This window comes from Pontibacter ummariensis (assembly GCF_900188175.1).
Taxonomy (GTDB): Bacteria; Bacteroidota; Bacteroidia; order Cytophagales; family Hymenobacteraceae; genus Pontibacter; species Pontibacter ummariensis.
In genome coordinates, this window is the sequence record NZ_FZOQ01000040.1 from 1 (window position 1) to 21201 (window position 21201).

The 21201-nt window shown below is 50.4% G+C and carries 18 protein-coding genes and 1 pseudogene; 9 read left to right on the forward strand and 10 right to left on the reverse strand.

Going from position 1 to position 21201, the window contains the following annotated elements:
* Nucleotides 1-218: pseudogene (locus CHB92_RS24070) on the reverse strand (hemolysin); the annotation flags it as partial.
* Nucleotides 219-993: 775 nt separating this feature from the next.
* Here CHB92_RS24070 and CHB92_RS24080 point away from each other — a divergent pair.
* The gene (locus CHB92_RS24080; RefSeq protein ID WP_089321797.1) at nt 994-1416 is read left to right on the forward strand and encodes a hypothetical protein; all 423 of its coding nucleotides are present in this window, start codon (nt 994-996) and stop codon (nt 1414-1416) included.
* Nucleotides 1417-1528: 112 nt separating this feature from the next.
* On the opposite strand, the gene CHB92_RS24085 is transcribed toward CHB92_RS24080, so the two are convergent.
* Nucleotides 1529-2131 carry an EF-hand domain-containing protein gene (locus CHB92_RS24085; protein WP_089321798.1) on the reverse strand — a complete coding sequence of 201 codons (603 nt, stop codon included), beginning with the start codon at nt 2129-2131 and terminating at the stop codon, nt 1529-1531.
* A 358-nt stretch (nt 2132-2489) separates the two neighbouring features.
* Here CHB92_RS24085 and CHB92_RS24090 point away from each other — a divergent pair, with 358 nt between their 5' ends.
* Together CHB92_RS24090 and CHB92_RS24095 are read left to right on the forward strand one after the other, a co-directional pair.
* Complete coding sequence (locus tag CHB92_RS24090) at nt 2490-3077, forward strand: EF-hand domain-containing protein (protein ID WP_089321799.1); 588 nt, start codon at nt 2490-2492, stop codon at nt 3075-3077.
* Between the two features lie 366 nt (nt 3078-3443).
* Nucleotides 3444-3698 (forward strand): hypothetical protein, encoded by a 255-nt coding sequence (locus CHB92_RS24095; protein WP_144266386.1) that lies wholly within the window; start codon nt 3444-3446, stop codon nt 3696-3698.
* Nucleotides 3699-4239: 541 nt separating this feature from the next.
* Here the strand turns inward: CHB92_RS24095 and CHB92_RS24100 are convergent.
* From CHB92_RS24100 to CHB92_RS24120, 5 genes are all read right to left on the reverse strand, one after another.
* On the reverse strand, nt 4240-5691 hold the full coding sequence (locus tag CHB92_RS24100) for an efflux transporter outer membrane subunit (RefSeq protein WP_089321801.1): 1452 nt from the start codon (nt 5689-5691) through the stop codon (nt 4240-4242).
* Between the two features lie 38 nt (nt 5692-5729).
* Entirely contained in the window at nt 5730-8858 is a 3129-nt protein-coding gene (locus CHB92_RS24105; RefSeq protein ID WP_089321802.1) for an efflux RND transporter permease subunit, read from the reverse strand.
* Between the two features lie 89 nt (nt 8859-8947).
* On the reverse strand, nt 8948-9955 hold the full coding sequence (locus tag CHB92_RS24110; RefSeq protein WP_245842877.1) for an efflux RND transporter periplasmic adaptor subunit: 1008 nt from the start codon (nt 9953-9955) through the stop codon (nt 8948-8950).
* A 294-nt stretch (nt 9956-10249) separates the two neighbouring features.
* The gene (locus CHB92_RS24115) at nt 10250-10651 is read right to left on the reverse strand and encodes a hypothetical protein (RefSeq protein WP_106219235.1); all 402 of its coding nucleotides are present in this window, start codon (nt 10649-10651) and stop codon (nt 10250-10252) included.
* Between the two features lie 627 nt (nt 10652-11278).
* Nucleotides 11279-12778, reverse strand: coding sequence for a Do family serine endopeptidase (locus CHB92_RS24120; RefSeq protein WP_089321805.1), 1500 nt, complete (start codon nt 12776-12778; stop codon nt 11279-11281).
* Between the two features lie 350 nt (nt 12779-13128).
* On the opposite strand from CHB92_RS24120, the gene CHB92_RS25595 reads away from it, so the two are divergent.
* From CHB92_RS25595 to CHB92_RS26350, 4 genes are all read left to right on the forward strand, one after another.
* Nucleotides 13129-13383, forward strand: a complete 255-nt coding sequence (locus CHB92_RS25595) for a hypothetical protein (protein WP_144266387.1) — start codon at nt 13129-13131, stop codon at nt 13381-13383.
* Between the two features lie 554 nt (nt 13384-13937).
* Nucleotides 13938-15017 carry an AI-2E family transporter gene (locus tag CHB92_RS24125; RefSeq protein ID WP_179223152.1) on the forward strand — a complete coding sequence of 360 codons (1080 nt, stop codon included), beginning with the start codon at nt 13938-13940 and terminating at the stop codon, nt 15015-15017.
* A 358-nt stretch (nt 15018-15375) separates the two neighbouring features.
* Nucleotides 15376-15975, forward strand: a complete 600-nt coding sequence (locus tag CHB92_RS24130; protein WP_089321807.1) for an EF-hand domain-containing protein — start codon at nt 15376-15378, stop codon at nt 15973-15975.
* Nucleotides 15976-16621: 646 nt separating this feature from the next.
* A complete protein-coding gene (locus CHB92_RS26350) occupies nt 16622-16750 on the forward strand; it encodes a hypothetical protein (protein WP_258179142.1) in 129 nt (42 codons plus the stop codon).
* 191 nt (nt 16751-16941) lie between these two features.
* On the opposite strand, the gene CHB92_RS24135 is transcribed toward CHB92_RS26350, so the two are convergent.
* The 3 genes from CHB92_RS24135 to CHB92_RS24145 are packed head-to-tail and all read right to left on the reverse strand — an operon-like array spanning nt 16942 to nt 18705.
* On the reverse strand, nt 16942-17661 hold the full coding sequence (locus tag CHB92_RS24135; RefSeq protein ID WP_245842878.1) for a P-loop NTPase family protein: 720 nt from the start codon (nt 17659-17661) through the stop codon (nt 16942-16944).
* Nucleotides 17582-18394: a hypothetical protein gene (locus CHB92_RS24140; protein ID WP_089321809.1), complete on the reverse strand. Its 813-nt coding sequence runs from the start codon at nt 18392-18394 to the stop codon at nt 17582-17584. Before CHB92_RS24140 ends, CHB92_RS24135 begins: the two co-directional genes overlap by 80 nt.
* Entirely contained in the window at nt 18391-18705 is a 315-nt protein-coding gene (locus tag CHB92_RS24145) for a helix-turn-helix domain-containing protein (RefSeq protein ID WP_245842880.1), read from the reverse strand. The genes CHB92_RS24140 and CHB92_RS24145 overlap by 4 nt, the downstream gene beginning before the upstream one ends.
* 810 nt (nt 18706-19515) lie before the next feature.
* Here CHB92_RS24145 and CHB92_RS24155 point away from each other — a divergent pair.
* Together CHB92_RS24155 and CHB92_RS24160 are read left to right on the forward strand one after the other, a co-directional pair.
* The gene (locus CHB92_RS24155; protein ID WP_089321812.1) at nt 19516-19914 is read left to right on the forward strand and encodes a plasmid mobilization protein; all 399 of its coding nucleotides are present in this window, start codon (nt 19516-19518) and stop codon (nt 19912-19914) included.
* Nucleotides 19908-21182: a relaxase/mobilization nuclease domain-containing protein gene (locus tag CHB92_RS24160; protein ID WP_089321813.1), complete on the forward strand. Its 1275-nt coding sequence runs from the start codon at nt 19908-19910 to the stop codon at nt 21180-21182. The genes CHB92_RS24155 and CHB92_RS24160 overlap by 7 nt, the downstream gene beginning before the upstream one ends.
* Nucleotides 21183-21201: the final 19 nt, after the last annotated feature.

Here is a 21201-nt window from a genome sequence, read left to right on the forward strand (position 1 = left end):
GCTCCGATCGTATGCGCGAAGGTGTTAAGGGTAAGGATAGCTGCCAGCGGCCTGTCGATGTTTTGCTTGAAGTCCTCCAGGTCCTCTCCCAGAGAGGGGTTGTGTTTCCCCACCACACTCGCATGGGAAGGGGTAATGCTCAGTAGCGACGCCTCCAGCAGCGAGCAAAGGAAGGAAAAGAACAAGGCAGTTGCCAGGTAAAGTATCAGTAAGCCCATTTGTGCATTTAAGTCCTGCGGCCAAAACAGATATAGGCCGGTGTTGTTGTCTTGTGATAAATAACCTTACGCGCTACCTTAAATGAAAGGTTATTGCTACTGCCTTTGCTGTTGATATTTATTTAGCAAAGGGAACGCACTTCTCTAACATTAATGTTTGCACGCTTATTAAGAAATAGCTATATTGTATATTCTATCCTATTAGGTTAGTTGATTGTTTCTTTTTTTGTGGTAAGAAAGCCAAGGAGCCTGAGTACTGCCTTGGCTTTCTTGTTTTTTTATCCTCTTACTAAGACATTTCCCATTCTAGCAGAAGCTTTAGGGTATTGCACTGGAGTGACCTTAACTTTGGTGAAGATTTTAGGCACACTAAGGCGGAAGGCCTAAAAGCCGAACTTAAGGGGAATGTTGACGTTATTAAGAGAGGTGTCGGTTTTCTTCAACCATGTCTTTTCATTTGTTTCGTTAAAGTTTCCATGTTTTTGATGCCGGGTGAGTTTTCCTCTTACCCGGCATACTCTTTTATATTAAGCTTGATCGCCTGATTCGCTTTGAAAGCCAGGCGCTAAGGGTAGAGGGCTTCACAACAAGCGCTCCTGTTCCATACTCGGGGCATGGAACAGGAGCCTTATTTTTACTATACTTGCACTGTAACCCTAGGAAGATAGTGGCTAAGAGAGTTACTTTAATCGAAAAGCTCTTAGCAAAGGAACAAAGTAGTCAACCATATGCAGGCTTTGCCCCAAGGGGGTAAAAGTGCAATACCCAGCGCGTAATGTCTCCCAATACACACCATTACCCTGTTAAGAAGCTCCTCACTTTATTGTATGTAGTGCTCGCCTTGGCTCACGTCTGCTGTACCGGCGGCTACAATGCAAGTAAGAAAAAAAAGGCGGGGTCCACGCTGGATCCTAAAGGGCACGAAGTGTTAGCCACGAAACATAATGCCATGGTTGAGAACTTTTACATTTTGGTGAAGTCACCAGCCGTCGATTCCGTCGCCCTAAGCACCTTCGTCAAGAAGTTTAGAAAGGAGAATTGTGACAAGTGTAACATTAAGCTGTACGACGACCCGTGCGTCATACCCTTGATGCTACAATATCCTCTAAAAAAAGAAGAGTACGAACTTTTAGCCGATCACTTCGTTGCTTCCTCAACTTTTGATTCCAACGCAGTATATCTATTTCCCCTTAAATAAGTAAGAAGTTCTCTGACAGGAAAGCCAACACAGCAGCCTGTCTTTGTTCAGGAGGAGCCTTAAGGCATCCTGTGCCATACCAGTGGCTGCGGCCTACTCGCCTGGGTTCGGGTTACAGTAAGAGCCCCTTCTCCCCTTTCTTACGTCTTTGGTTTTCCAGATAAGTGCTGACGAGGCCGTACTCCCGGGCATCCAGCAGGCCGTTAGCATCCCTGTCCCAAAGCCGGAACAAACCGTCGGCGTACTCGCTTTCGTTGATTCTGCTATCCCCGTTCAGGTCCCATTTCTCATACCAGAGGAGGTCAGAGAAGCCAAGGTGAAACTCGCGCTTATCCAATCTCCCGTCATCGGAAGTGTCCCACTGTACCCACAACTTGTTCTCTATCCTAAAGTCCCGGGCAGACTTTTTCCACTCGCCCTTCTCAAGTGAGTTATCATTATCCAGATCCCACATGGAATAAAAGGCACGGGAGAACTCCTGTTCACCCAGTAGCCCGTTCCGACTAGCATCCCAGCTTTCATAAAAGTTAGCGGAGCCGAAGGTAGAATGAAAGCGGGTTTCGTCCCTGAGGCTCACGACAACTACACGAGTGTCAGCGATAAGACTTTCAGCATCCTCTTCATTAGCATAAGGGCCATTACAAGACCATAGGGGTAGGGCGAGCAAGACAAAGCTCCATATTCTGCCAACCTTCAAACTGCTCCTGTCTTTCATCTTCCTACAATCTGTTTCAAATAAAGGGACATGCCTTCCTTATTATTACGCATTTACTCTGTTTTGTTGCACAAACTGCCTTTGTGTTGGTTTTGAGTTTGTTGATGCCTCGTGTCTACCCCTTATTCACCGGTGCCCTTGCCTGGTACTCGCGCAACGGCGAGTGAAGCACCTCCACTACCAGAAAGCAGGTAGCGCATGGAAAGCAGTTCATGCTTGGTCGGACCTGTCCTCCCTGTTAGTAAGATACGTTTTTTTCCTCAGGAAAGGCAAAGGCTCTTCCTTCAGCAGTTCAGCAAACCCCTACTACTTTGACCACGTTTATAAATCTAAACATGTTAATCTAACACAAATGACTATGAAAAAGAACGAAACTAGCATCTTGAAAGGGATCAGAAACGGCCTTTGTTTTTTCCTGCTCACCGGCCTGGTAGCTTGTGGCGGTGAGGGTGCTGTGGAAGAGGAGGCGGCTGTGGAAGAGCCCCTCGCAACAGAGGAAGTTGCAGTAGAAGAAGAGGCCGATACCTGGGATGAAAACGAATTCAACACGACTTTTGCGTCCACGGACTACTACGAGACCTGGGACGAGGACGATGACAACTTTTTGAGCGAGAATGAGTACTACGGTGGCTTCTACGACACCTGGGACGTGAATGACGATAACCAGCTGGACGAGAACGAGTGGAACACCGCTGTGAATGACTTCGGCCTGGAGAACGAGACCTGGTCCGCGTGGGACACCAGTGGCGACGGCATCTTAGACGAGAACGAGTACAACACCGCCTTCGCTAACACCGGCTGGTATGGCGAGTGGGACGAGGATGACGATAACCTGCTGAGCGAGGAGGAGTATACCGGAGGATTGTTTAGCCAATGGGATGCCAACGATGACAACTTCCTGGATGAGAATGAGTACGGCTTTTACAACACATACTATGGGGTATAAATAAAAAGCTTAAAAACCTGGAGCTTTCATTTAAATTTATTAAAAAGCGTCCCAGTCATAAAGGTGACTGGGACGCTTTTTTTAGTGCTGCTAGATTCTGTTCGTTTCGGTTGCAAAAGTTTTTTTCCAGTAAACTTACTGTCTAAGTATAAGTAATTATTCCCCCCTCCCCTTCTGGTATCAATTTTGTGGCCATTTTACCCACCTAAGTTAAGATACTTGGGCTTCTACTGAAACTCTTCTTGCCTATTCCAGCGGTTGAGAGGGCTTTAAGAGTAGTGCCAGCTTGAACCAAGTATTTACGAAGGAGTAGTGTTCCAGATTCTAAATGCAATACCAGAAATGAGTTGCCTCAAACCCAAAATCTTGAGTCTTGTCGAGAACGGAGTCCTCGCCTATCGCACTGCAAGTAACGATACCTTTTCGATAAGCCTGGATAGCTTTGAGTTGAGTTTCGAACCAGTGGCAGAGGTTGAGTTTCCGAATATTGAGCAGTATACCTACTATTATAAGAAAGTAGACTCTCCGGACACCATCATGTGCATCAGAATAGCTGGTAATAACCTTCGTTCAACTTTAGGGTCCTACAGTCTTTTTGAGAAAAGGCTAGCCGCGATCTAAGCCCCCTTACTTTTTGCATCATCAGCTACTCCATCGGCTCCTGTGGCGGAGTGAGGATGTACTGAAACGAGCTTAAAAGCAGCCGAAGTTTTAAAACAACGACTGCTTTTACAGCACTCGTGCACTTGAAGTAATAACGCGGGCAGAGGCCTCCACAACTTCCCGCCCCCCTTATGCATAAAGGTACCGTAGAACTGACGCTCTTTTCCACCTTAGGTTTATGAAGAGACTCCTTCTTCCATACCCTGCGTAGTTGCCGGAGGAGGTCCCGCTGCAGGCCTTTGCCCCCTTGCCCTATAGCCTCAAGCAAACACAACAGCAGGACGTGAAATGATCTGCTGCCCCCTGCGCCAGACTGCCAACTCCTCTACGCTACAAGCAGCCCGACCACGGGTTACCCGATCTTGACGCGGCGCGTTTTGGAACCCTTTATATGCCTATAAGACCCTTGAACCTAAAAAACGGGCTTTGCGAATCTTTTGCACGAAGCTGTGGCTTCCTGCCGAAGCGCCGGCAAGGCTTTCTTTTGAATGGGAGAGCCCTAATACTGCCATCCTCCCCCTAAGGATCGGTAGAGGTCCACCATGGAATGAAAAGCCATCTGCCGGCTCCTGACTAAGTTCAGTTCTGCCTCTAAGACTCTTCTCTGAGCAGTTATTATCTCAAGATAGGAAGCATAGCCAGCCCGGAAAAGGTCGTTTGAGGTAGTCACTGCATCCTGAAGCACTTCAACCTCCTGCGCTTTCATGGCCGCTAGCTCTCTGTAGTTCTCTATCCCCTTTAGGTTGGTCATTACCTCATTGAGGCCAGTTTGAACGGCTTTCTGATAGGCATAGAAAGCACGAAGCTTTTCGGCGTCCGCACGCTTCAACTGCACCTTCAAACGGGTTCTGTTTATTAGCGGCGCGGTCAAGCCCCCTAAAAGTCCATAGGCAATGGAAGCAGGAGTGGCAAAGAGCATAGAAGCATCGAAAGAGTTGAAGCCAATAAACGGGGACAGGCTAACAGAGGGCAGGAAAGCTTTTCTCGCAGCGTCTACATCAGCTTTTGCTGCTTTTAGCAGCAACTCGGCCTGCTGAACATCTGGGCGCCTCCTTAGCAAGTCAGAAGGGACTCCCGCTTGCAGCGCCGCAGGCAAACGCTGGGCCAGCAAAGGCTCTCCCACCTGCACTGGCTGGGGGTAACGTCCCAGGAGATGATTCAGGCGGTTTTCGACGGCGACAATCTCCTGCTGCTTGACCTCTCTAAGTCCTTTCGTGTTTAACAGCTGTGCCCTGAATTGTTGTACCCCTAGCTCAGTAGTCCTTCCGGCGGCTTTCTGGACCTTGCTTAACGCAACAGCTATCTCCTGAAGCTTGATGTTCCTGTCAAGTATCTCCAACTCATTGTGCAGCGCCAAAAGCTCGTAGTAAAGGTTCGCCACGTTAGCCACTAACGCAGTGGCAACCAACTGTCTTCCTTTCTCTGAGGCCATGAACCGGTTATAAGCGGCCTTCTTATAGCTGCGAAGTTTCCCCCAAACATCAATTTCCCATGAGCTGCGTAGGCCCAGGAAATAGTCCGGGACGGGATCTGGTATGCGTTGTCTCTCCTCAATGTTCGTGGAGAAATTCGTATCGTAGTTCCCCACCCCGTCCACAGTATAGTCCCCATACCGCTGCACCCCTGCTGATGCGACGCCCTGTAACTGGGGAAGCAAGGCTCCTTTGCTAAGTAATAGGTTGGCACGGGCTATTTCAACCTGCTGTACTGCAGCCAGTAGATCAGGGTTCCTGTGGAGGGCTGTGTCAATGAGTGCCACTAGTTGTGGATCAGTAAAGAACTCCTGCCACCTTATGTCTCCCACGCTGGCAGTGTCCTGACTGCTGCCAAATGATGCAGGTATCGGCTGTGTACCTGGCAAACTGGAGGTTTCCCCTACCTTACAGGAACTGATTAGCATCAGCAGGAGCAAGTAGTATATGCGGTTTAACTTTCTTTTTTGTAAGTACATAAATGAGATTCTCTGTCAATAGTTCTTTTGTTTCCTATTTATGCTGATGCCGTCTTGCGCTCTTTCATCTTGGCAAACAGCACATAAAGCCCTGGGATTAGCAGAATCCCGAAAACAGTACCGATTAGCATGCCTCCTGCCGCCGCTGTTCCGATGGACCGGTTTCCCATGGCCCCTGCTCCGGAGGCGAGGCATAAGGGAATTAGACCGGCTACAAATGCGAAGGAAGTCATAAGGATAGGCCTGAACCTGGAAACGGCCCCTTCCGCAGCGGCCTGAAGCACAGCGGCGCCCTCCTTGCGTCGTTGAATGGCAAACTCCACGATCAGAATCGCATTTTTACCGAGCAGGCCGATGAGCATGACCAGGGCGACCTGCGCATAGATGTTGTTCTGCAAGCCCATGACCTTCAAGGCTAGAAAGGCACCGAACATACCTGTCGGCAAGGACAATATAACTGGCAAAGGCAAGAGAAAACTTTCGTATTGGGCTGCCAGCAGCAGATAGACGAAGATCAGGCAAACGACAAAAATGTATATTGCCTGATTGCCGGAGAGGATCTCCTCCCGCGTCATACCGGACCACTCAAAGGTGTACCCCCTTGGCAGCGCCCGTTCGGCTACCTGACTGATCGCCGCGATCGCGTCTCCGCTGCTGTACCCTGGAGCAGGGCTACCGTTTATCATCGCAGAGGTATACATGTTGTACCGCGTTAGCTGCTCTGGCCCATAAACCCGCTCAAGTCTCAGAAACGAGGAGAAAGGAACCATCTCCCCCCACTTATTCTTTACATGCAGTTGCAGCACGTCTTCAGGCTTAGTCCGATAAGAGGGGGAGGCCTGTACCATTACCTTGTACATCTGCCCAAAGCGGATGAAATTGGAGGCGTAGTAGCTACCGAGCAAGGTCTGGAGCGTACTCATGGCCTGATCGATGGTTACTCCCTTCTTGGCTGCCATATCCTGGTCTACATGGATCATGTACTGGGGAAAGCTGGTATCGAAGTTTGTGAAGGCACTGCTGATCTGTGGTGTTTCCTTCATGGCAGCCAGAAACTTATCCGCTACCTCTGCCGTCTCATCCAGAGCCCGCGTTCTGTCGCGCGCGAGCAAGCGTAGCTCAAATCCGCTGGAATTCCCAAAGCCCGGCACGGTCGGGGGAGGAAAGTATTCTATGTTGGCATCCTGCAGGTCTTTTGTCTTTTCCTCCAATAAAGCTATGATCTGGTTAACAGACTCCTGGCGGTCCTCCCACGCTTTCAGGTTAATCATGCCCATTCCGTAGGAGGCACCCGCTGCATCCGTGAGCAGGCTGTATCCGGCGAGTGTGGAAACGTTCTCTACTGCCTCTATCTCCTGAGCGGCCTGCTGGATCCTGTCCAGCACTTCCTCGGTACGCTCAACGGTAGCACCTGCAGGTGCGGTCACGTTCACGTAAACCATTCCCTGATCCTCTGTAGGAATGAAGCCGGTAGGTAAGATTCTGCTCAGCCACCAGGTACCGGCCAGGAAAAGGGTTAGCATTGTCAGGGTAACCACCCTCTTCCCGGCGATGCGTATAATGGTACGCTTATAGGCTCCTTCGACGGAGTCATAGCCCTTGTTAAACCCCGCAAACAGCCTCTGGAGTAGATTCTTCCTGGTCTTCACATGGTGCGTGTTCTTTAACATTAAAGCGCATAAAGCCGGGGTAAGGGTTAGGGCATTGATACCGGACAGCACAATGGCTATCGCCAGGGTAAGGGAGAACTGCCTGTAAAAAATACCCACCGGGCCAGTCATAAACGCCACTGGGACGAACACGGCCGACATCACCAGGGTAATGGCGACAATAGCCCCACTGATCTCTCCCATAGCTTCCACGGTCGCTTTCTTCGCATCCAGGTGCTTTTCAGCCATTTTAGCGTGTACTGCTTCCACCACGACAATAGCGTTGTCCACCACGATACCGATCGCCAGCACCAAAGCAAACAGCGTAAGCAGGTTGATAGAGAAGCCGAACAGCTGCATGAAGAAGAAAGTACCGACAAGCGAAACAGGAACGGCGAGTATCGGAATGAGTGTGGAGCGGAAGTCCTGTAGGAATATAAAGACAACGATAGAAACAAGGATAAAAGCTTCGATGAGCGTCTTGATCACCTCCTGCATGGAAGCATCCAGGAAGCGGGACACATCATAGGCGATGTTATAGTTCATACTGGGGGGGAAGGACTCCGCCTTCAGTTCCGCCATGCGCTTTTTCACGTTCTCTATCACTTCCTTGGCATTAGAGCCGGGACGTTGCTTGATCATGATGGAGGCAGAGGGCCGTCCGTCGGTTTTGGATATCATTTCGTAGTCCATGGACCCGAACTCTATGTCTGCAACGTCCTTCAACCGTAACACCGAACCAGAGGCATCCGCAGCAGCGCGTATCACAAGGTTCTCATACTGTGGGGGCTTGTTAAACTTTCCTGTATAGCGCAACACATACTGCAGTACTTGAGGGGACTTACCTGAACTTATCCCTGCTTTCCCGGGCGCGGCTTCTACGTTCTGCGACCGAATGGCCTGAATCACTTCCTCTGGAGATACCCCGTAAGCCAACATGCGGTCTGGCTTCAGCCACACGCGCATCGAGTACTCCCGGGAGCCCATAATCTCACAGAAACCAACGCCGTCGATACGCTTCAACTCCTGCAGTACATTAATGTCGGCAAAGTTATAGACGAACTTCTCATCCGCCTTGGGGTCATCGCTCATCAGGTTCAAGTAGAGGAGCATGCTGTTCACCTCTTTCTCAGTGATAACCCCGGCTTTGATCACCTCCTCCGGTAGCTCATCTATGATGGTGTTCACTCTGTTCTGCACGTTCACTGCCGCGAGGTCAGGATCTGTGCCGGCTTCGAAGAAAACCTGAATAAGGGTAACCCCATTGTTGCTGGAGACCGAGGTCATGTAGGTCATACCGGGCACCCCGTTGATAGCCCTTTCCAGGGGAGTAGCCACAGCCTTCGTACAAACTTCTGCGTTCGCACCCGTGTATTGCGCTGTGACGGAAACAGAGGGGGGGACAATTTCTGGAAACTGTGTTACTGGGAGTTGTAGAATGGCCAGCAGCCCTAAGAGAACAATAAACAAAGAAATAACGAGCGATAGTACAGGGCGCTCTATAAACAACTTTAACATTTAACTTTCTACATCTAAAACCAAACATCCCCGGCCCATGAGGTATGTAACCGGATACCATTCAGGATACAGCCTAGTACCTAAGCCGATTATAAACTTGACAGCAAGAGGAGACTGTCCATCGGCACTTCTTCCGGGCGGATAGGAGTACCTTCCCGCAAATCCTGGATGCCCTCGTAAACCACTTTTTCGCCCGGCTGAAGGCCTTCCTCCACAATGTAAAAGTGCGGCATCCTTACCTTGGGCCTAAAGCTTCTGATCTTCACTTTATTATCCCGGCCAACGACGTATACAAAACTCTGGTCCTGTATCTCGAAGGTTGCTTTCTGCGGCACCAACAAGGCATCATTCACCTCGCTGAACAGCCGCACTTTTCCTGTAGAGTGGTGCTTGAGCAGCTTGTTTGGATTCGGAAACCTTGCCCGGTACGCAATTGAACCTGTGCTTGCGTCGAAGACACCTTCCATCGTTTCTATTGTCCCTGGGTAGGGATAGAGCGTCCCGTCGGCAAGGACAAGCTTGACCTTATTGCTTCGGCTCGCCTGTCCCTTCTGTTGTGCTTTCTTTAAAGCCAGGTACTCCCTTTCTGACACGTTAAAGTAGGCATAGGCCGCCGCCAGATCAGAAACGGAAGTTAATAAAGTGCCTTCTTCTACATAGCTTCCCTGCTTGAGCGGGATGCGGTCAATCATACCTGAAAAAGGGGCTCTAATGTAGGTGTAGGACAACCGCGTAGAGGCGTTGGACTGTGCCGACCGGGCCTCCTCAACTTTCGCGTTCGCTGCTTTTAGCTTCGCCTTTGCCAAGTCCAGCTCAGAAAGGGACACCACTTCGTTTTCGACGAGAAGCTTGACCCTGCCCACTTCCAGCTCTGCCGCCATAGCCTCGGCTATAGCGTTCCGCAGGTTTGCCTTTGCCTTTGCAAGCCCCGCCTCATACTCCTCGGCACTTATCCTGAAAAGAGGCTGGCCTTTCTTTACCTCCTGCCCTTCGTCTATGTAGACCCGCTCCAGAAAGCCTTCTACCCGTGCCCTTATCTCTACATGTTTCACTGCCTGCACGTCCGCCACATAGTCATTGTGGAGTACCGTATCCACTGCTATAAGCTGTGTTACCGGGACCTGCGAGACTTCTTTATCCGATACTTTTACTTGGCCTTTAGCACTACACCCTAGCAGGAAAGCACTTAGTACTATAAAGCACAAGTAGCTTACCTTATTTATAACTATAATCATACAACTATCTAACTATTAAAAATTTACTCTTAGGAAAAGACAATAGGTTTCCATGCGTCTGCACAAACTGGCTTTAAAGCCAGAAAGAGACACGTACACTTATAACTACGTGAACAGCAGCAGCTAAAGTATTATATATTACATAGAAAATGTATGTCAGAAAAGAGTTAATAGGGCTATAAAACTATAAAAGCCCTTTGAATAGCGAGGAGTTGTATTATACCCATAAACAGCAAAACATATTTTTGTAATATAGAAAGCTGTTTCTAAATCCCCGCCGCTCCCAGATGCCTTGGAGGATAAGTTTACCTGTGCTCTGGGAGATACATACTTAGCCTTACCAGCCTTTTTAAGGGCAGCCATCAAGTCTGAGTACTCCTCTACAAATTGCCCTATTATAGATGTTGTTTCCTCAAAAGCCCTGGATGACTTCTTTTCTGGCGTTGCTCCACCCAGTGCAGGCTTTGCGTACTTCTTGAGATATCGTGGGGTAGGATTTAGGGTAGCATTGATCAGGAAGCAGGGTATTATGAGCCAAAATATACACTTCCACATCATCCTGTATCAATAGCAAACTTCCTTGTTCTGAGTATGTGTAACTCAAATATATTAAAAACATTGTGCTTGAGCAACGAAACGTGCGGGCAATGTGCCTGAACATTGATGTTCCACCAACTTCTTAGAAAGCCGTTGGTTTCTAGTCAAGTTATTACCGAACTGCTTACAGTTCAAGAAGGCAAAAAAGAAGCGGTACTGTTTTAATCCTACAAGCTAGCCAGGACTCAAGGAGGCTACTATAGCCAAACAGAGGCTAAGGGCGCTAGAACTGATGCACCTCTTTCAATTTATTCCTCCATTGTTAAAGGCTGCTTCCTGCCGGGCTTATCCTGTAGTATACAGTAGATGTAGATGGCACACCTTTGCAAATTAACCGGGTTAACTCAACTGCTGATTGTATATTCTCTTGTCACTGATTTCCGGAGAAAGTAGGCGGGGAGGTCTTTACAAGGAGACAGTGGAGGTGTCTGAGACAGAACACGGAAAAGGAACAGGGCGCCTTTGCTCTGCGGGCAATCAAACTGTTGCAATGGGCTGGAAGTAAGGGACAGTGATTTGAAACGCTAAAAAGCAAAAAGCTCCTACACGAGGGCAGGAGCTTCATTATGGCAGACGGGTAAACTACTGTTATTCTCTAAAAGGATAATAGGCCTTCAATCCATCGGGATAGACACCCTGCAGGTAAACAAGATTCCCATCCATGCTTTTCAAGAACCTTTCCACGTCGGCTGGTTCATGGACTTGGTTATCACCGATGTGGGTAATGATAAAGCCTTCTTTCATACCTGTCTCGTTGAACGCGCTGTTGCCAAGATCAGCTACCCTGACACCTCCCGCGATACCGAGCCTGTGCACCTCCTCCTCTGTAGGGTTTTGAAAAGTAGCCCCCATCAGGTTAACGGACTTCGCAACACTTCGCTTTACTAACTCCGTGCTGTTTTCCATGTTCTTTAAGGTGACAAGAACCGTGTTCTCTTTGTCACCGCGCAGATAAGTAACCTCTACTTCATCTCCGGGCCTGTAGCGGGCTATCTGCTCCAACAGCTGAGAGCCCTTGGTAACCCCTACACCGTTTATGGCCGTTATCACATCCCCTGCAAACAGGCCTGCGTCGTCCGCGCCACCATGCTCGGACACGTTGGCCAGGTACACCCCATCAAGTGTTTTGAGTCCCTTCTCTTCGGCAAATGCGGCGTCTATATCGCGAATCTCCCCTCCTAGCAAGGCGCGCTGCACCTTCCCATACTCGCGCAGGTCCTCTACTACCTTACGTACGATCGAGGAAGGCACCGCAAAGGAATAGCCTGCAAAAGCACCCGTGGGAGATGCAATGCCCGTGTTGATGCCCACCAGCTCCCCGTTCAGGTTTACCAGGGCACCACCCGAGTTGCCGGGGTTCACCGCTGCATCCGTCTGAATAAAAGACTCAATGCTGTAGCGCTGGTTTGGGTTATTAGAACGAAGCAGGTTAATGTTACGTCCCTTGGCGCTCACGATACCGGCCGTCACGGTAGAGGTTAAATCCATGGGGTTACCTACGGCCAATACCCACTCGCCTACCTGTAGGCTGTCTGAGCTGCCAAAGCGGGCAGTGGGCAGCCTCTCCGCGTCTACCTTTAGCAGGGCAATGTCGGTCGTCGGATCGGTACCTACCAGCGTGGCTTCATAGGTACGCTTGTCATTAAGCACGACCTTAATTTTATCCGCTCCGTCCACAACATGGTTATTTGTGACAATAAAGCCGTCTGCGGCAATGATCACCCCCGAGCCGGAGGACCTCTGCGCCCCTTGTGGCATGTGCCCTCCAAAACCCTCTCCGAAGAACTCCCGAAGAAAAGGATCCATTCCTCCCCTGCTAGAACCAACGGTGCCAGCGCCGCTCGACTCCGTCATGATATGCACGACAGCAGGAGTTACGGACCGAGCAGAAGTAAGGAAATTAAGCCCATCCGGTACCACGACATCGCTGGAACGCATGTCGCTTGTGTAGATTACGCCAGAAGCACCATTTTGCCCCTGTACCAGGCGCTCTGTGGTACTATCCATCCACTTATAGGCTCCTGCGGCAACGCCTCCTCCCAGGATGGCAGAAAGGGTCAGACCAGTAAAGAATTGTTTTGCCTTCATCTGAAATATAACTGTTTACACTTCTAACTGTTAATACTTCTATGGGCCATTCGCCCTATGATTCGCATGACAGCTATTCAAAAACTATACCAGACAAGTTTATTTAAGTTATATTGTCACATGCTTAAGTCCTACTATTCTTACATTACGAGATAGACGTTCTCTAAACCAAGGCAAAAAGTGGATAAAATTCAGCAGGAAGGACTCCCCTTGGAAAGGAAGCTGCCGTATGAAATGCAGGCTTAGGCTCGCTGTGCTAGCCTGGGCCCGTGACGTGAAAGTAAACAAGAAGGACCTCTTATATAGGTTAGTAAGAGAAGGCGTAGCTGGAGAATAGAACGCAAAAAAGAATGACTCTTGAAGATTTTAACACGGACGCCCTGGATCAACGGGCAAAGCTCGTTGATCGGTTCCGGTGCTACCTCTCAACCCGAAAAGAAATCTCATACAGCATAAGGCTTTTCCATATGGGCGAGTTCTTCGCCGAGGTGTGGCTATCGCACAAAAACAGCAAAGTTGTCTTAGTGCATGGCTTCGACAGCAAGGCGCTGTTAACCCCTTACCTGAAACTGATTCAGCTGACAGACTTGATGAGCGAGGATTAACGTTTCCTTTGCCTCCCAACAAGCCCCTAAGGACAGCTACTTCTCAAAGGGAAGTTGTGCCCAGTTCAGAAGATACAGGCAATAGGCGAGGCGTATCAGTACAACATTCCCACAGGCTCACCGTTATAAGGGCAGAATCTAAAATCAGGAATAGATTGATTGCAGAGAAAAGGGTGCCCGTTTGGGCACCTCTTTCTGTTTAAGAAGCGACAGGAACCTGTACGGGAAGCAGGGGCCTTATGCCAGTAACAGGAAAGCTTATAGTCTGCCCCTTCTCCAGCCGGTTCCTTCTTGCGATAGGATGCGTGGCACTTGGTAAAGAAGGCTCCCTTAACCTACTTAAAACAAACCTACTACAACTTATAAAGACCTATAGAAAGTCTTTACTCGAGTATGTACTGCTCCCATGGAAGCAGTAAGACATGCAGAAGAACGCATAACCTTTCATTTTCAATCCAAGTATTAGCTTGGATGGTTAGCACAGGGAAGCGCATGCATGCCTTCCTTTCTTCATGTGCCCCTGCCTCATAACGTTATCAGAAGTCGCAGAATGTATGGATAATTCTCCTCGTAACCCGGACACAGATCTAACCAAGGGGAGAGAAAAGCTCTGGCAAAAGGTTTTGAGGACACTGGGGATCACCCTTGGTGCCCTCCTCATCCTCCTTCTGATAGGCTATGCCTTCGAAGTCCTGCTGCTTATCTTTGCCGCGGTGCTCATAGCTGTTTTCTTCAGGGGAACAGCAGAAGTAGTAAGCAGGTCTACGGGCCTATCCAGCGGGTGGTCCCTTACCTTTGTACTCGCCGGGATACTCACGCTCATGGCTCTCACCACCTGGCTCCTGGCGTCGCGAATCAGTGAGCAGGTGGTATTACTAAGCGAGGAGTTCCCCCGGGCAGTAGCCCACTTCCGGGACAGATTCGGTCATACAGAGTGGGGAAACAGGCTGTCCGAAGAAACACCTACCGTTTCGGGTATCCTGGCAAACGAGGAAGGCTGGTTAAAGCGTAGCCTGGGGGTATTGTCCACGACCCTGGGCGTTATAGCAGACATTTATATCATACTGTTCCTTACTATCTTCATCACGGCACAGCCCTTTGTTTACAGGAAAGGAATCGTGCTGCTCTTCCCCCTGGCAAAAAGAAGCCGAGCCGAGGAAGTGCTTGATACACTAGGCGACACACTCTACAAATGGCTGCTCGGCAAGCTGTTCTCCATGCTGGTGGTGGGGATTTTCACCACTATAGGGCTGTCTCTGTTAGGAATTCCCTTGGAGTTAGTGCTGGGCCTGATAGCCGGGCTACTCTCTTTTATCCCGAACTTCGGGCCTATCCTCGGCCTTGTTCCGGCTGTGATGGTTGCCTTACTGGAGGGCCCCTACCAGGCCCTGTATGTAATTATGCTCTACGTGGGGATACAGATAGTAGAAAGTAATCTGATAACACCCCTGGTGCAGCGAAGGATGATAGCGATCCCGCCTGCCCTTATAATCATCGCGCAGCTCCTCCTGGGAATCTTCTCCGGCACTTTAGGTCTTATACTAGCAACACCAGTGATAGCCGTCGTCATGGTACTAGTCAAAATGCTTTACATACACGATACACTAGGCGACACAAGCATCATGGAGGACTAAGCAGGAGCCAGCGCGGCCTGCGAAGTGAATCTGGCTGTTGGCTGGCTGCCTTAGCAAGCCGGTCCGTATGCCTCCCTGCAGACCTCCTGCTTTAGCAAACGCTGGATCTGTGTTGGTCCTTTCGCGGAAGAGCTCCTCCTTCGAACTCTGCCATCGTGGCGCAGGGATGGAAGCGGAGCTTTAAAACAAACGAGGGCCTTATCCTCACTTGTGACAGGCCTATTGTTTTCACTGCTCATCACCTCCTGTACCTTAAAATAACACCCCATTAACTATGGACTTGAACTCATCCCCATAACATACTGGCTTTGTGCCGTATACTAAAATAGTATATGTATAACGACAAAACCTATTAACTATGAAAACAAAAGAAGAAAAGAACACTTTATCCTTAAAACTACCTGGAGCCATATTAGCAGCTCTTTTATTAACGTTTGGCACCACCACCGCCACGTTTGGACAAGTTTATGCGACAAATGAAGAAGTAGGCGAGTACGATGACTGGGATACTAACGAAGATGAGATGTGGACTGAAACTGAGTTCAACACCTGGTATGAGACCAATAACTTTTACAGTGACTGGGATGAAAATAACGACGGTTCCTATGATGAGAACGAACTGAGCGCAGGCTTTTACAACGAATGGGATGAGAACAACGATAATAGCCTAAGCGAAGAAGAATATGCCGATGGTAACTCTGGATGGGAAGAAGAGTATGGCAATAACTTTGACGAATGGGACACCAACAACGATAACGCCTTAGACTCTGAGGAGTACGCAGCTGGTTTAGAGAGCACTGGGTTCTACAATGAGTGGGACACCAACAATGATGGCTTGTACAGCAACAATGAGTTCAGTGCAGGTCTTTATGATAGCTGGGACGCAAACGATGATGACTACATCGACAACGAGGAATACAGTGACTTCGGTTATGACTATGGTTTTGACGAGGTCTAATATATTTCCTCTTTGATCAAGCAAAAGGTTCGTCTGTCAAGAAACATTCAGCAGACGCAGACCGGTTGTTTTATTATATAGAGAAGGGCGGAGGTACACTTTATTGTAGCGTACCTCCGCCCTTTCATATTTCTCAGGAAACTTAACCCATTTTTTTAAGCTTCTTGAAGAGTAGTCTTTCTGAAACACTGTTCTGCTAGGCACCCTACCAATGGCTGCCGTGTTTTCATTGGGATCTTCTCTATCTAGGCAGCAGCAGGGTGAATAAATTCCTGCAGAACCTTCAAGGTTGTCCACTACAGCAACTTCACTCCCACATCGTCCCTACATCCTAACAAACCAAAGGGCACCGCCTGTAAAAGACAGTGCCCTGTAGTTGTTTTCATAGCTTTATTTTGCGTGCTTCTAGGAAATTAATTCCGCTGTGTTTTTACCTTGAAAAGCCTGTAAGGTTGTTGCGGCTTAGTGAACAGCTCTCGTAGTTGAACAAAAGGGCAGAATAAAGGAGTTAGTGTTGCTAAACTTGCTTACCCGATCTGCGTTTAACTACATGGTTTTGCCATCCAAGCGAAGGGGCTGCGTCTAGTAGTTAGCTCCTTCGCTTTTTTAAAGCAAGAGAAACGAACTTCTGAAGGAACGGGTGAGTATGTCTTTGATAAACATGGACTTTGTCACCGTGGAGCTAGACTTAAACAACTGCCATGTAGAAGTAAAGTGGAAGGGCAAGTTCAGGTTCGGTAGCGACGAGGACCCTCAACCCTTCGTGTTGCTCTAGAGCTACCGAGGATTTTGCCTGTACGGGATGGATCAGTATAAAAAGGAGAAGCCGATAGCTGTTAATTTATCTTTCACCTTTGCATACCTGATACGAAGTTCTTTCTCTATCCTTCACAAGCCTGAGAGAAAGAAGGGCATGACATGCTATCCCTGCTGTCTCTACGAACCTAGTGTAAACTGTTTAACACTTTAAGTCCTCTTGTCCGTCGTCCCTTTATCAAAACTCACCAAATTGAACATCTCCCGCATCCTGGACCTGACCCGCTTCCCGTAGGCTTGCTCTATCTCCAGGCTGGTCAGGTTGGTGGTCAGGTGCGTTTTCACGCCCCACAGGATAAACTGGTCATAACGGCTCAAGAGCACCTCCCCCATCACGTTGCAGGTGTTGCCGTAGTGCCTTCCGCTGCTCTCCGTCCCCAGGTCATCGAAGAGGTAGGCGCTTGCCTTCAGGAGGGAGCCTGGCGGGGGCTGACTGTAGCGCTGGATGGCTTCATAGCCCTCCTTGTGAAACTCAAAGCTCACCTCGCGGCAGGATTTGACCCGGTAGCGCTCCTGCGGGGGCAGCAGCAGGCGCAACAGGGTCATCAGGCTGGTCTTGCCGCAGCCAATGGGCCCCGAAAGCAGAATGCCCTTCCGCAGATTTAACCCTTGCCGCTCGGCCCTCTCCCTCTCCCCCGACACATAAGCCACCAGCTTTTCCAGGAGCGGGTAGTCCTCTTCATTTAGCCTGAAATGCTCCCCGTACAGTTCCCTCCCCTTTCGCTCGAGGAAGGCAATGTACCGCGCGAAGTCAAACGTCTGCTTCTCCATCTCCGGCTGTGCTTTCGCCTCAGAGGGGCTCGGTGTAGTCTTTTGCTCCGACACGACCTGCTGCAGGTGCGGGCGAATAGTTTCCCGGATCGCTTGCATCCTCTCCCCTGTCTTGGTTCAGTTCGTTGAGCATCCACTTGCGTGCCCCCGCCTGCCAGTCCTGCATCGGGTTCCGGCCCATTAACCAGCCGTTGGCGCTGTAGTGGTGAAAGAAGCGGAAGGCCTCCAGCTCCCGGTACCCCCGCTCCAGGAAAAAGGTGCGCACCTCCTCCAGACCGGGTGGTTCCACCGCCGCTTTCTTTTCTTTTTCGGCGCAACCTTTTTCTTTTCTTCGCTCCTTTTGGACTCCCTCCTGTTCATATTCTGAACCTTCATCGCGCGCGCGTTCTCTCCCGTTTCTACTGTTTGTTAAGTTTATATGGTTTATACTGTTTATAGAAGGGACTGGCTCCTGTTCAGCGCCCGTACAGTCCAGGTTCACCACTGGCACAGCCCCGGTACAAAAAACGGCCTGCTCAGGTGTATTTTCCCTGTCCTGTTTCTCGTCGAACCCCAGCATGTAGACCAAACTTCCCCGGAAGTGGTTGTAGGAAGGGTCGTAGTGGAGGTAGCCCCAAGCGTGCAGCTCCTTGATGCACTTGTGGTAGGTGACCCGGGAGCTGATACGGGAGATTTGCATCAGCTCGGAGCGGCAAACGGAGATGGGGTTTCGGAACCTGGTGAGGTTCCACTGCTGGAACAGGGCCATGTACAGGCTCACGTGCGTGGGGTTGAACCGGTAATCGCGGGAGACCCTCTGGAAGAAGCCGGTCAGGTGGGCGATGTAGTTCATGGCCTTGCCTCCTTCCCGTCCATGAGCCGTTCAATGTCCTCGGAGCGGTAGTAGATCGTGCCGCCGATCCTGGTGAAGGGCAGCGTGCCGTTGATGCGCAGGGTCTGCAGGGTGGACGGCGAAATTTGGAGCAGCCTGCGCACTTCCGCTGACTTGAGCACCAGCTTTTGCGTTTGCTGCGGCCGCTTGCTGAGCAGCTGCCGCAGGTCCTCGAGCAGCTGCCTGCGAAAACTTTGCAGGTCTTCTTTGGTGATGATTTCCACTGACATAGTTTTGCTGTTTTTGGTTAGGCTGCAAAGTTTCCGACTCATTGCCACAGAACTTCACAAGGCAGACCGAAGGGGGGAAAACTTTTTAACAGTAAAATTTCACCCGAAAAGCAGCTCCAAACTTCTCCCCGTCCAGTGCAGGCACTCCCAAAGGCGCTTCAGGAGCCATGGGGCATGAATGAAAGCTCTTTAACAAGCCACAGAAAAATTTCCCCACTACGGAAGAACTTGTGAAAAAGGCAGCTGCCTTCCCGCAATCTTCGGCCATCAAACCCCGATAGCCATGGCAAAGAAGCGGCTTACCCCACAGAAAGAAACCAGACATACGAAAGGAACACATGACAGACCCGGAGCTAAAACAAGCCCTGTCACGCTTGAAACTCGGTGGAAAAGGACAGGTGCCTGCTGGTGTTCCGGAAGAAGGAGGTCCTACTGCTGCCTGGTACAGACAGCAGTTAAAGCCATACACAACCTTACCCTGAAGGTCCTCAACATGCTTTCTGTATCTACCTTTGGCTACAGGTTGGGCAAAGCAAAGCCAGCCACTGCCAAGGCGCGCTGGCAGCACCGCTATGCTAAGGATGCTGTCCCCCTCACCCTAACTACAACTGCTATAAGGCTCTCGGCCAAGGCACGAATTGGTCTTCTTCCCATTACTACACTTAATTCTTTTTAACAGGTACAGCCATGAAAAAGAAGATAAAACAACGGAGCTTGGTATATCCTGCGAAGAAAATAGCAAGATGTATTTTTGTATACAAAAACCTGCCGCGCCACTTTTCCTTTGGGTCAGCGACAGCATCCGGCCACCTCGGAACTCGGTGCCTTTTTGCCTATACCAGATAATGCACCATGGCAAGAAACAAAAAGAAGGAGGCGGAAGGGCTACTCTCCCATCCCATCATTTTCAGGGTAACCGGGCGGGAGTACAAGCGCCTGGAGGACATTCAAAAGAAGAGCGACTGCCACTCCATTGGAGAAGTGATCCGGCGCGCGCTCACCGGAAGGCAGATCAAGCTCTTCCACAAGGATGCGTCCCTGGACGGCGTGGTTGAGGAGCTGGCCGGCGTGCGGGAGGAGCTGCGGGCCATCGGTGTGAACATCAACCAGATCACGCGCCACTTCAATGCCAGCCCTGGAGGAGCTAAGCGGGTGTTCCTCGCCCACCAGGCACTCGCGCAGTACCAGCTGGTGGGGCAAAAGGTAAACCTCTTGCTCTCGCTCATCTCCCAGCTGGCCAGGAAATGGTAGCCAAAATCATCACCGGGAAAAACTTGAGCGGCGTCCTGCATTACAACGAGCACAAGGTAAGCCAGGGAAAGGCAGAACTGCTGCTGGCCCACCGCTTCCTGCAGGAGCCCCAGACGCTACAGTTCCGGGAGAAGCTGAGCCGCTTTGAGCGGCTGCTGGAGAAAAGCCCGCAGGTGAGGACGCATGCTGTGCACATCTCTCTCAACTTTGCGATGGGAGAAGCGCTGGAAAGGGAAAAGCTACAACGCATCGCCACTGATTACATGGACCGGATTGGCTTTGACGCCCAGCCCTACCTGGTGTACCGCCACCTGGACGCGGCGCACCCGCACCTCCACATCGTGACCACCAACATCCGGGCGGACGGCAAACGGATAGACCTCCACAACATCGGTCGGGAAAAATCCGAGCCAGCCCGCAAGGCCATAGAGCTGGCCTACGGGCTGGTGCGGGCGGAGGCCCACAGGCAAACAGCAGCGCTACCCCTTCAACCCACTACGCTGGAACCAGCGCAATACGGAAAGTCAGAGACCAAACGCACCATTTCCCGAATTGTACAGGAAGTCACCCGCAGCTATAACTACACCTCCCTGGCGGAGCTGAACACGGTGCTCCAAACCTTTAACGTGACGGCGGACCGGGGAAAAGAAAACTCGCAGATGCACCGCAAGGGCGGGCTCGTCTACAGTATCCTTGACAGGCAGGGGCAAAAAGTAGGCGTGCCGATAAAGGCCAGCGCTATTGCGGGAAAGCCCACTTTAATAAACCTGGAGAAGCGCTTCGAACAGAACAGGCAACACCGGAAACTGTATAAGGAGGCCCTGAAGAAATGCCTGGACAGGGCGCTCCATAGGGCACCGCCTCTCCGCAGGGAAAGGTTTGTGCAGCTCCTGGAAAAGGAAAACATCCAGGTGGTCTTCCGGGAAAGTGCCGGAGGAATGACCTACGGGGTGACCTTCATTGACCACCGGCGCAGGGCCGTCTTCAACGGAAGCGAGCTGGGCAAGGCCTACAGCGCGAAAGCGCTGCTGGAGCGCCTCTCCGAAGGGGCAAAGGAAAGCGCAGGAGAAAACCAGCGCCAGGACCAGTCAGCAAGAAAAAGCCCTACCACACAGAAGGCTTTGCCCTCCCCTGCAAAGCCTGTTGCCTTCCGCATTGATGCTCCGGCTATCGTGCAGGACCTGCTCAAAGCCGAGCAGCAGGGGGATTACCTCCCCCATGCGCTCAAGACCAGGAAGAAAAAGCGCAGGAGAAGATCCAGACTCTAAGCGAAACCTATTTTTAAAC